The 11,440-nt window shown below is 48.5% G+C and carries 8 protein-coding genes; 6 read left to right on the top strand and 2 right to left on the bottom strand.

The window, feature by feature from the left end:
- Positions 1-36 precede the first annotated feature (36 nt).
- Genes N483_RS18665 through N483_RS18690 form a run of 6 tightly spaced genes read left to right on the top strand, consistent with a single transcriptional unit; the run spans position 37 to position 10,983 of the window.
- A complete protein-coding gene (locus N483_RS18665) occupies positions 37-642 on the top strand; it encodes a hypothetical protein (protein ID WP_023397596.1) in 606 nt (201 codons plus the stop codon).
- Positions 642-1,229, top strand: a complete 588-nt coding sequence (locus tag N483_RS18670) for a hypothetical protein (protein WP_023397597.1) — start codon at positions 642-644, stop codon at positions 1,227-1,229. Before N483_RS18665 ends, N483_RS18670 begins: the two co-directional genes overlap by 1 nt.
- A complete protein-coding gene (locus N483_RS18675) occupies positions 1,216-1,641 on the top strand; it encodes a DUF6950 family protein (protein WP_023397598.1) in 426 nt (141 codons plus the stop codon). Before N483_RS18670 ends, N483_RS18675 begins: the two co-directional genes overlap by 14 nt.
- Complete coding sequence (locus tag N483_RS18680; protein ID WP_023397599.1) at positions 1,634-5,653, top strand: phage tail protein; 4,020 nt, start codon at positions 1,634-1,636, stop codon at positions 5,651-5,653. The genes N483_RS18675 and N483_RS18680 overlap by 8 nt, the downstream gene beginning before the upstream one ends.
- Before the next feature lie 11 nt (positions 5,654-5,664).
- Positions 5,665-8,379 (top strand): collagen-like protein, encoded by a 2,715-nt coding sequence (locus N483_RS18685; protein ID WP_023397600.1) that lies wholly within the window; start codon positions 5,665-5,667, stop codon positions 8,377-8,379.
- 6 nt (positions 8,380-8,385) lie between these two features.
- Entirely contained in the window at positions 8,386-10,983 is a 2,598-nt protein-coding gene (locus N483_RS18690) for a hypothetical protein (protein WP_023397601.1), read from the top strand.
- Between the two features lie 32 nt (positions 10,984-11,015).
- On the opposite strand, the gene N483_RS18695 is transcribed toward N483_RS18690, so the two are convergent.
- Complete coding sequence (locus N483_RS18695; protein WP_023397602.1) at positions 11,016-11,225, bottom strand: hypothetical protein; 210 nt, start codon at positions 11,223-11,225, stop codon at positions 11,016-11,018.
- A 5-nt stretch (positions 11,226-11,230) separates the two neighbouring features.
- A partial coding sequence (locus N483_RS27315; RefSeq protein WP_196764414.1) for a hypothetical protein occupies positions 11,231-11,440 on the bottom strand: 210 nt, incomplete at its 5' end.

Consider the following 11,440-nt stretch of genomic DNA (forward strand, 5'->3'; position numbering starts at 1 on the left):
CTCGCTCACACAGTAAAGCAAAGAGCGATAAAAAATATGGAGCACCTTCCCCTACCTAAGCCCCCAAAAAGCTGTGTTTTTCGGCTGGTTCCCAATAGTCACTTACATGTAAGTAAAGCCAATAATGCGTCTGAGGTGTATGACCTTGAAGGCGCGTATTGGGAATTTGAGATAGAGCTTGCCAATGTGTTAGAGACCGATGCCTTGGCGCTGGATGCGTTCTTGGCCAAGTGTCGTGGTTCCGTTGGCAAGTTTTTATGCTTTGACTATCGGTTTTTACAGGACGAGCTAGATAGTTTTTCCCGCGTGAGTGAGTCATATCAAGACGGCAATGTGTTGAACGTGTCTGGTTTGCCTGTCAATTCTGTATATGCCAAATCAGGCAACCGCATTCAGATTGGTACGGGCGAAAATGCAGAGCTTAAGATTCTTACTTCGGATGTTGTGGTTGATAGTCATGGCGCGTGTTCGCTTGAGTTTGAATCGCCCATGCGTCAAATCCCAGCGAGCAATACCCCTGTCTATTTTAAGCGCCCTGCTGGCGTGTTTCGTTTATTGGATAACAAGCAAGGATTGGCAGAAGCCCAGATTAAAAATGGCTTTGTGACGTCTTGGAAAATCAAAGGTCGGGAGGCGTTTTAATGGAAGCGTTAAATTCAGCTTTGGTGGCCGAGCTTGCCCATTGTCGCCCCCGCTACTTTGTGCGCTTGGCGTTTAAAAGTGGTGATTTGTTATTGCATACCGGGGTTGGTGAGCGGCGGTTCTTGGGCCGCACCTGGTTTGGCCTTGGCATGCTTGGGCGCATTGGTGAAATCCCCGCCAATGATAAAAACGATGCGGCGCGTATTCGCTTGTCTTTGCACACCCAAAGCGAAACGGTGTTGGCGGAAGTGGCACAAAACGACCCCATTGGTGTGGGTGTTGAAATCTATTTGGCCACCGTTGATAAACATTACCGTGTGAATCAATCCCAGCTATTGGAAAGTGGCTATATCGTGGCGTGCGATGTCGAGCGTGGCCAAGTCAGTAAAGTTAGTTTGTCAGTGGCTGGCGAGTCTGAGCGCTGGAAACAATCGCGTTTACATCAGCGTTGGAACCATGCTACTCAATCAGCGCTATATCCTGAAGATATGTTTTTTAATGAGCATGCCGAGGCCACAGGGACAATTTTGCCGGATACACAACCAGGCGCTCCAGTGGGTGGGAGGGATGGCCATGCACTGCCTTAAACTTCAAAAGTACCTAGATTCCTGTGAACACACCCCCTTTGCCTGGGGCAAGTTTGATTGCTGCTTGTTCGTGGCGGATTGGCTCTTGGTCCGAAATGGCGTCGATGTCGCGGCAGACTTTCGAGGGCATTACAGCACTGCCATTGGCGCAAAGCGGCGTTTAACTCGATTGGGGTTTGATGACATTCAAAGTGTGTTTAAACACCATTTAAAGCCCATTGAAATTAACTATGCGCAGCGCGGTGATATTGCCTTGGTTGAATGGGACGGCGAATTAATTGGTGGGATTGTGGGCTTGGGTTTTGTCTATTGTGTCACAAACATTGGCTTAAGTGTGCTAGAAATGAGCGCGGTCAGTTTTTGCTTTTCTCAGGTATTGCCTCAGTCTACGGATGAGGTGCGCCATGGGTAAAGTCGTCGATGTGGTGAAGGATATTGCCGACCCCTTTTTAGCGCTCGGCGAAAAAATCTGGGATGAAACCGTGGGTGCTTTGTGGGATAGCCTATCCCCGGATGTGCCTGAAGAAGACTATGCAACCCTGGCTAAGGGCTTACAAAAAGGCATTGACCAGCCGAGGCGCATTACTTTTGGGCGTGACCGCGTTGGCGGTGTGATTGCGCACCAAGCAACCATTGAGCGCGACGAAAAGCATTGGGTGCAGTTGATTGTGTTAATCAATGGTGCGCCCATCGATGCGTTAGAAGAGGTATATATTGCCAACAAGCCGTTATCGGACTACCCCGCTGACAGCTGGGACTATTCACTGTCTGATGGCAATCATACGTCCGCCAATAGTAAAGCCGTGTCTAAGATGGCGGGTTGGACCAATAAGCATATCGGCTTTGGGCAAGCCCATGTGTTTATTGAGCTTGAAAACAATCGCGAGGTCTTCCCCGATGGGATATCAGATTGCGAGTTTTTAATTCGTGGCACACGCGTTTGGGACCCACGAGATAGCAGTCAAAACCCGGATGATGCAACAACTTGGGCGTGGTCACAAAACGCCGTGCTGTGCGCCCTGCACTATATTCGTTTTTATGGCGCGCACGAAGTGCCCTACCATCGCATTCCGCTTAATTGGTGGATAGCTGCAGCCAATGTGTGTGATGAAAACGCCGTGTATCAAGACAGCGATGGTATTGATAGATATGAGCCGCGCTACACCTGTAACGGCACCTTTCGGTTTACCAGCAAGCCTATCGAGATTTTAAATCAGTTAGAGCGCTGTTTTGCAGGTAAGATTTTTCGTCAAATGGGCCAATGGTTTGTGCGCGTTGGTGCCTGGTATGGCAATCCCACGTATACGATTAACCAATCAGATGTGATGGGCAATGTCAAAATCAAATGGCATGCAGACTTGCGCGATAGAGCCAATATTGTGCGCACCACCTTTACCGACCCCAATCAACATTATGAGCGCACCGATGCGCCGCCTGTGCGTGCTGAGGGGTATATTGAAAAAGACAATCAGCCGTTAGAAGCCACTATTTCATTGCCCTTTGTTCGCAGTGCGACAACCGCACAGCGTTTGGCGACCATTCACCTTGAGCAAACCCGATTGGGCACCATCGAGCTTCCCCTCAAACACAAAGCTTTGCGCGCCGCTGTAGGTCGTACGGTATATGTAGATTTGCCCAAAGAGCGCATCAATAAAAAAGTCTATCGCGTGGTTGCATGGCGTTTCAGGCTTGATGGCGGTATTACACTGACGTGCGTAGAAGACAGCCCGCTTTTATGGGCAGATGACCTTGTGCCCGGCGCGTCTGATATCACGCCAAACAGTGATTATGTGGTGGGTAAACCTTCTCCCATTGAGCAAGCGCGGGTTGAGGTGGATGGGGATGGTAATGGCCTTGTTAAATGGACCCACCCAACACCGTTGGCGGTACATGAATTCGATGTGGAATTTTACAGTGATAATGACACGCGTGTGTACTATGAGTCTGTCACCTATACGCAAGTTGTTATTCCAAAGTTAGCGCTTGGCACCTATACAGCCAAAGTGTTTGCCAGGAACATATTCGGCCAGCGCTCAAAGTCTGTGGCCATTCAATTTACTGTTTCAGCACCAACAAACCCGAGACTCTCTTTTGTCGCAGATTATAACCAAATCACGCTCACAGCTTCACTGCCGGCTATTGGTATAGGCACTCAGTTCGAATGGCAGTTCTTAGGCTCCAATGATGCGCCGCAGCACAGTGACACCGCTTTTGCACAAATCTACAATCGCATTGGCTTGCAGCCGATGACCGAGTATCACTTTCAATGTCGCGCCGTAAACCACCTTGGCAACAGTGATTGGGTGCAGATAAGCGCCTCAACAACGAATGTAGATTTAACCGAGTTTATTAATGACATGCCACTGGCGAAGTTAAGCCAGGAAGCCCAAGACCTCATCAATGACTTGAACACCCAAGTTGATAGATTGCGCCCTGAAACAGACAACAACCTCCCTTCGCTTGTTGCCAAAAATATCGAACAAATACAGGGCTTGGAAGATGTCACCAAAGTCCTAGACACCTCCGTCGTTGATGGCATCCCTGCACAAATTGCACTGAATAAAATCAAACTCGACGAAACCGCCTTGGCTGTGACTGACATGCAAAAAAGCGTGTTTGATGTGACGGCTGGCTACACCAACTTTCGTCATGAGTACGAGCGGCGCACGCTCAATAATGAGCGTTTAATTGATGCGGCCGTGTTTGTTGATGCGGAGTCTGGCACTATCGTGAATCGGGCGTTTTCTTATACAGACACGCAATTCAGTGAAGCGGTTTCTTTGGTGGATGGCGCCCACGCCCGCATCAATTTTGAGTCCCGTCGCATAAAGCAGACTGAAGAAAAGCTCGTTGATGCCACAGCGCAAATCGAGCTGCAGGCAGGCCAAATTACACAGCGTACTACTCATAGTGAAGTCGATGCCCATATTGCGGGGGCAATTGCTGCACTCACCCCAGCATATAGCTGGCAGTTTAACAGCGGCGCAGAGGGTTTTGCTGGCTTTGAGAGTCATCATGCACTGGGGTATTTGGTGTGTAAAAGCACGCTATCCAGCCCTGCGATATCTCTGGATGCCGTCGACAACCCCATGTTTCGTTTACGTGTTAGAAAGCATGCTGGTAAAACATGGTTAGGGCTAATTCATTTCCAAGGCGGCACACTCCCCTTGCCCGCGCCCACAACAAATGATTGGGAAGTCATCCAAATTGATGCAACCGGCACAGCAGGTTTTAGTGGGATTATCACGTGGCTGCAGTTTTCGCTGGGCCATTGCGACCTTGATTTTATCGAAATCGGCAAACGCGGGGCCAATGATTTAGCACTCAAAGACATTACAAGCCGCACCACCACCATTGAACAAGAACTCGATGCTGGCACGGGCCGTATGGGCCAATATGCAACCACCGCGTGGATATCCAATTTAGGCTATCAAACACAAAGCAATGTACAAACACTCATAGATTCATTTAATACCCAGTACAGCATCAGTGCGGTCCTCCAAGAGCTCAGCGACAATGAGGTGATAGTAAAAGCCAATGCCGCCCAGACCTGGATTGATGGTGCAAACGCAGCCATTCGAAACCAAGTCATTGGCTATCTCAATGAAGAGGACGGCGTAAACCATAAACTCGCTACCGCAGAGCAAAACATCGATGCGCTGGCGGGAGAAATTCAGCAATCGGTCACGCAAATTCAAGGCATTCAGCTCGACTTGGCCGACAAAGATTTAAACCACGTATTAGAAGCGTACAGCCAACTATTACGTGACAACGCGTTAGCAGAGCAGTCTATCACCCTCGCCCATGCAGAGGATAAGTTATCCGCTGTATCGGATAAAATTAGCGCTCTTTCTTCGCAATCGACACAGCTCATTGCACTACATAACCAAAGTGCTGCGAGTATCGACATGCTCGGTCAAGCCTTTGCCAATGCGCGCCAAGCAAGCGTTGAACGCTTGGAGACACTGCGCGCTGAAATCTTAAAAGAAGGCGAAAAGTCCATTGCTGAAGCCAAGGACTTTACCCGTGCAATTACAGGTTATTGTGTTGATAGCGATGGCAATCGAGTTGATATTGAAGATGCAGCTGCGTGTGAATTGGCAGGTCACACATGGGTCGATGGTCCCGTCGTCGAGCGCTCAATGAACTTGGCAACGCTGATGGTCGATAGCCGAGGCTATCAAACATCCAGCCAAGTGAACCAAGCGATTAGCACCTTTGATGCGGCTTACGGAGTCACAGCTGCCCTGCAGTCATTTTACGACAATGGCACGTTAGAGAAAGCCAACGCCGCAGAGCGCTTTATTGCCGGTGCTGCTGGTTATATCAAAGACCAAATTACCGTATTTAATGCCCAAGAAGATGGCGTAGATGAGCAGTTTTCTAACTATCTAATACACTCGATGCGATTGAAGGTGAGATAAACCGTAATAGCGTGCAAGTTCAAGGCTTGCAGCTGGGCGCTGATGCAAAGAGTCTCGATGAAGTCATTACCGCTTATAACGCCCTACTTCAAAACAACGAGCTGCAGCAATTAGACATCAAACTCGCCCTGGCCCAAGACCAGCTAAAAGCCACTACTAATGAACTTGAAAGTGTGGCCAGTTACACACTTGAGCTCGGAGCCATTCATCAACAAAACCGCGCCATTATCACGTCTGTTGCCAAGGCTTTTGCCAACGAACGCCAAGCCAGTGTTACACGAGATGAACGCTTCGCGGCTTTCACGCAATCAACACAAGCGGCGTTTAGTGATGTAACCGAAGCCCTTGCAGATATAGACCAAGCGAATCTCGTGCGAGACCAAACATTCACGGCGTTCGCAGCTAATACTGAGACAGCTTTTGCTGACACCACTCGGCTTATTTCCAACCTTGATTCAGCGATGGCCACGCAACGCCAAGACTTGGTTGCAAAAATCGAACAAGACGACACGTCCACTTTAGCCAGCGCGATTTCCTATACACGCGCTGCGGTCGGCTACTGCATCGACCCCCAAGGCAATCTCACGAGTGAGACCGATGCCACCCTGTGTGTTGCGGCTGGCCATAGCTGGGTGGATGGTCCACTCGCTGAGTTTATCCGCAAGCTGCAAATTGAAAGCGCCAATGGTGACACAGCCAGTATTTCAGATATTCGCCAAGCATTTGAAACACAGGACGGTAGGCTTATCGCTCGCGGCGGGTTTTTGATCAACAACCAAGGCCGTGCCACTGGCGTGGTTGGCTTGAACGACGGGCAAATCGGAAATCTCGATTTAGTCGGTGATGTTATCCGCCAAGGTGTGCAAATTGGCGATACCTTCATCCCCACATCGTTTATTGATAACCGCGACCCAGCAAACCCGGTGCATGTGTTTCGTGGGCGATTGGAGCTGGGTGATTTTGTGGTTGAGTCCGAAAGCGATATTCGCGGCCTTGATGGAAACGATGGGCAAAATGGACTGCCCGGCCCGCCCGGTCGAACCTATTACACTTGGATCAAATATGCAGATGACGCACAAGGTAATGGCTTAAGCGATAGCCCGGGTGGCAAAGCATACATAGGCGTCGCTTATAATAAGCTGTCGCATCTCGAATCAAATAACCCAAACGACTATGCATGGTCAAAAATAAAGGGCGATAAAGGCAATCAAGGTATCCCCGGCGATAAGGGAGAAGACGGGCAAACTTTCTATACATGGGTCGCCTACAGTGATAACGCCAATGGCTCGAACCTATATCAAACCCCAAGAGATTCGACTCAATACATTGGGATCGCACACAACAAAACAACGGCGGCAGAATCAACAAACCCCGCTCATTATCACTGGTCGAAAATCAAGGGCGATGATGGCACGGACGGCATCCCCGGTGATAAGGGCGAGGATGGCCAAACGTTTTACACTTGGGTGGCATACAGCGACAGCGCCAATGGCGCGAACATGTATCAAGTGCCAACCAGCAATACCCAATACATGGGCATTGCGGTAAATAAACTGACATCGACAGAATCAACAAATCCTGCTGAGTATACCTGGGTCAAGTTTAAAGGTGCAGATGGCACAGACGGCAGTCCTGGCGAAAAAGGCGACAAAGGTGATAAGGGAGACTCTGGCACCAATGGTCAAAATGGTGCTCGCGGTGCTGGGCGGTTTGTGTCTTCAACCAGCACAGGTAATTGGTCAGACGCACTGGCCCATGCAGCCTGCGGCGGACGCGCCGTTGTGCATGATGTTGTGACGCTCTACAAGCAAAGCGATCCATCCATTCAACATACCAAACATTGGACCGGCACTGCATGGCATGACTTTGCGCTGCATATTCATGGCGATCAACTAGTCGATGGCACTGTAATTGCGCATGAATTAGCGGCAGCTACAGGCACATTTAGCGGTCGCCTTTTAGTCAGCGCTAGTAATACAAGTGCCGATGTTATCAACGTTAGCGCAAGTCGCAGTGGTCGAGCCGCAATCATTGCAAACTTAGGCAACTCAACACTTTCAACAGCTTTAGTACTTGGCAGTAACAGCGGTAATGGGTTAGAAGTCAGCGGCGCAAAGCACGCTATTCGCGCTATTGGCAATGGTGGTAATCATAACGTCATTGAGGTTAGAGCCAACAACAGTGGGGCAACGGCACTCTGGACGCCACTAAAAGTGTACGCGGCTAACGGCTTTAAACCATTTACGGGTGTTCACGAAGGCCTGCTCTCTAAGAGTATTCAATTAACACCTGGCGATATCGTGTGTGATGATGTGCTCGTCAATATGTCCGATATCTCAAATGCCATCTTTGAAATGGTTCCTTCTACCAAGTCAGCACAACGCAATGTGCGAGGTGTTTTTGTCACTCGAAGGGCGTTAACGAATGAGCATTTGCCTGCGGGGCTCAATGGTTTTAACGGATCGCTTAAGTTCAATGAGTATAAACACAGTCACGACACCATCGAATTCAATGCACTTGGTGAAGGCCTACTCAACGTATGTGGCCAAGGTGGCGACATCGAAGCCGGTGATTACCTGTGCTCAAGCGATATAGCTGGCAAAGCCATGCGCCAAGCAGACCAAGATTTTGAACGCCCTTTTACCATCGCCCAAGCACGCCATAGCGTGACATTCACATCATCAACCCAAATCAAAAAAATCGCAGTCATCTACTTACGAGGATAATAAAAAATGACCTGGTTTAACTCTACAAACGCCAATGTAACAAACGGCAGTAATATCATTAAAATCAATGACAATCAGAGCGTTGCGAACATACGAGCAAGCGATGCATTAGTGTTGGGTGCATTTGCGCCTGTTGAAATATCCAAAGCCTACGTCACAACCCATGGTACATTCATCGAACTCATCAAGCCTTGGCCAAACGCAACCCAAAGCCAAGTGCCTTGTGTGGTTTTGCCCACATCCGGGGATTTTAATACCGCAGTCTCTGCACTGAATAACGCCTCAAAAATGGTCAACGACAATTACAAAACCATGATTGATTGGCAAACAAAAACGGGCTCAGTGCAGTTCAGTGATTTAGATGGAAATACACAAACAGTTAAAACACTCAAACAATTGCAAAGTGAAATTGACGCCGTTAATCCCTACCCTTGGGCTATGCGAAAGGTCGAGTTTGAAGCACGTCGACAACAAAACTTGAACCAATATGTGGCAAGTGGGTTTGTGCATTTTGGAAAGCACTTAGAATCTGCAAATACCGTCAACGAAGGACTGTGGGAGCGTACAACGGAGCCAAATGTTTTACGGCTCGGGGCGAGTTATTCAAATGCCGGTGCCTCAGTGACTGATGAACCCGTTCTGCATATGGCTGGCGTCATCGTTCATTTATCTCAGCTATGCAATACCGACGAGGCGTTTAATGCGGTCAAATTACCGCCCGCTGAAAAAGGTTTACGCACGTACGATAGCGCAACAGGGTTAAGCGTCACTCATTCATCGCCAGACGTTGCGTTTGCCAGCGAGACCGATACCAATAAAGTTGTCACTGAGCGCTCTGATATGTTTGGTTTTGAGTTGTTTTTAAGAGAAATTAACGACACTGACCCGTTTGTCTATAAACATGGCATTATCCAAAGCCAATCTAGTGATATCAATGGTGTTACAACGAGCAAAGATACTGTCCGCCCAGCTACCTATTTTGCGTGGTTTGAAGGAGATGAGACAAGTACCGGAAAAGGGGTTAACTGGATACAAGCCAATGAAACGCAGCGCGTAGCAATCGCCAGCAACCCCAAAAATAACCTCTATTTTGATGATTCGACGGGGAAGTTTTATCAATGGTGTGTGCGTGGGCGTAGCTTTGCAGGTTATGACAATGGAGATTGGCTATTTATCGATTCAACAGAGGCCACCGCCCTATCACAACAAAATGCCAACAGAACGCGAGTTGGTGTCCAAGGGTTTGGCAATGAATCTCAAGATACAGCTTCAGGCGCACGCTTTTTTGCATCGACGAACTTCAGCGACCATAATGCACGGCCTTACAAGGGGCTGTATACCGCGAAGATAGACTCAAATGCCTTAGGCGCTGATTGTTTTTTCATAGTTTGCAACACCGTTAACAGATTAAATCGAGGGGCGTATCATCCGAGCTTTAACCCCATGGGCTCGGCATATGTGTGGAATGGGAGTACGACCGTTGCATGGCACAACGCATATTTTAAATTAACCTCCAAACAGCAAGCGTTTACCGACATCGCGTCCAATACGGGCGCCATTTCATCTGGCAGTAGTGGTCGCCCAGATGAGCGACTACACGATGCCATTTATATAAGTGGACAAGGTGGCGTATGTCGAGACTTACGCTATCGCGCAAAAGCCTTAACGGATATCGCACTGACGCACGTCGATTTACAGGTGAAAACAGGCCAATACCGGGGATTACAAACATGCCCTTTCACACAAATTTTTGCCTCTGTGAATGACGTGCCAAGTGGCTTTACTATCATCAATCAAGACACCCCAACAGCTATTGTGGCGCAAGCCTCTATGGGCCCAAGTGTATCTGGAATCATCCCTCATATAGATGTGTTTGGCCCTCCCGCCAAAATTTTACAGTGCCCGGACTTAAAAAATGGCTGGTATGGCCACTGGGTGCCCCACTCCTTACAAGACAATACAGCAACCACTCTACATTTATCTCGTCCAGCAACCAATATACTGTCTGGTATCTTGACGAACGACAATGGCGCAACTTGGCAAACATGGAGCCCGGCGCTCGATAGTATCAATAACACCACTTACCTCAGTGCCAGCATGGCATCCAGCCAATGCATTTACTTGGTGTACTACCACACCCAAGCTGCGATGACCATACACGCAAACAATCAAAGAGCAACGAGTTTTATACAGCCTCGCTCAGTATTTGTGACTGACAGCTGTGAACCTCACTCTGGGCGCGACTTGCTGTATTCGCTGACGAATTCAGTGGGCACGTCAACAACGGCGCATAATAAAGCGATTGATTATGCCATCACCAGCATACCTCTCGACCCCTCATCCAGTATCACCCACACCCCGATTAGCCATATCGCGCCGAGCAATAGCAGCAAAGGCGTCAAAGCGCTTCCATACTTTGTGGTGCGAAACAATCAGGTGTTTATCAACTTTGCGTACACCCAACTCATTCACAACGGGTCAAATTGGGGCGACAACAACACGGTTCATATGATTGACGGCCAACAAACACGGTTAGATGCTAATGGCCAAGAGGTTTTATGTGGTACAGCTCAATTGGTAGAGCCATTAGGCTGGATAAAGTGAAAAAAACTTGATTTAACATAAAATGGTGGCTGCTACTTTTTCGGCAGCTCACCTTTATTGTCCCCGCCTATTTGCACGGCGTTTTTAATATTGTTACCCGATATGCTCTGGTTAACGGATTTTTGCGGCTCACTGCGGCCTGATTTTTTGAATACAGCAACAAGCACTCCAATAATTGTCACCAACAGCGTCAATGCACCAATTTGCTCTCCTGTATCAAGTGAGGTAAACCATTCCATCATAGTTCTTACTCCTTTGTATTCTCTAGTTCTGCAAGCCAGATAGACACTTGCGCTATTTGAGGTCGTGCGCCCACTTGCTCGAATAATGCCAAGGCCTTTTCCCAATGCGCTTTTGCTTGAATAAGGTCGTCCTGTTGTTTATATAGACAGCCCATATTGGCATACTGAATGGCCATACCTTGTTTGCGGCCTAAAGATTCATTGATTTCAAGGCT

The sequence above is a fragment of the Pseudoalteromonas luteoviolacea NCIMB 1944 genome (genome assembly GCF_001625565.1).
Classification (GTDB): Bacteria; Pseudomonadota; Gammaproteobacteria; order Enterobacterales; family Alteromonadaceae; genus Pseudoalteromonas; species Pseudoalteromonas luteoviolacea_F.